Below are 1,156 nucleotides of genomic sequence, written 5' to 3' on the forward strand. Positions count from 1 at the left end.
AACGTCGGTACTATCGGCCACGTTGACCATGGTAAAACAACGCTGACTGCCGCCATTACTACCGTTCTGGCTAAAACCTACGGCGGCGCCGCCCGTGCATTCGATCAGATCGATAACGCGCCGGAAGAAAAAGCCCGTGGTATCACCATCAACACCTCTCACGTTGAATACGATACCCCGACTCGCCACTACGCGCACGTTGACTGCCCGGGACACGCCGACTATGTGAAAAACATGATCACCGGCGCCGCGCAGATGGACGGCGCGATCCTGGTTGTTGCCGCGACTGACGGCCCGATGCCGCAGACCCGTGAGCACATCCTGCTGGGTCGCCAGGTTGGCGTTCCTTACATCATCGTGTTCCTGAACAAATGCGACATGGTTGATGATGAAGAGCTGCTGGAACTGGTTGAGATGGAAGTGCGCGAGCTGCTGTCTCAGTACGATTTCCCGGGCGATGATACGCCAATCATTCGTGGTTCCGCGCTGAAAGCGCTGGAAGGCGAAGCTGAGTGGGAAGCGAAAATCGTCGAACTGGCTGAAGCGCTGGATTCTTATATCCCGGAACCGGAGCGTGCGATTGACAAACCGTTCCTGCTGCCTATCGAAGACGTATTCTCCATCTCCGGTCGTGGTACCGTTGTGACCGGTCGTGTAGAGCGCGGTATCATCAAAGTGGGTGAAGAAGTGGAAATCGTGGGTATCAAAGACACCACGAAAACCACTTGTACCGGCGTTGAAATGTTCCGCAAACTGCTGGACGAAGGCCGCGCGGGCGAGAACGTCGGCGTTCTGCTGCGTGGTACCAAACGTGACGACGTAGAGCGTGGTCAGGTACTGGCTAAACCAGGCTCAATCAAACCTCACACTCAGTTCGAGTCTGAAGTTTATATCCTGAGCAAAGACGAAGGCGGCCGTCACACTCCGTTCTTCAAAGGCTACCGTCCTCAGTTCTACTTCCGTACCACTGACGTGACCGGTACCATCGAACTGCCGGAAGGCGTGGAAATGGTAATGCCAGGCGACAACATCAAGATGGTTGTTAACCTGATTGCGCCGATCGCAATGGATGACGGTCTGCGTTTCGCTATCCGTGAAGGCGGTCGTACCGTTGGCGCGGGCGTTGTTGCTAAAGTTATCGCTTAATCGCTGATAA

The 1,156-nt window shown here is 55.2% G+C and carries 1 protein-coding gene; it reads left to right on the forward strand.

Going from position 1 to position 1,156, the window contains the following annotated elements:
- A partial coding sequence (gene tuf / locus ABRZ26_RS25005; protein ID WP_319606707.1) for an elongation factor Tu occupies positions 1–1,146 on the forward strand: 1,146 nt, incomplete at its 5' end.
- Between the last annotated feature and the right edge of the window lie 10 nt (positions 1,147–1,156).

The sequence above is a fragment of the Brenneria sp. L4-2C genome (assembly GCF_040240335.1).
Taxonomy (GTDB): Bacteria; Pseudomonadota; Gammaproteobacteria; order Enterobacterales; family Enterobacteriaceae; genus Brenneria.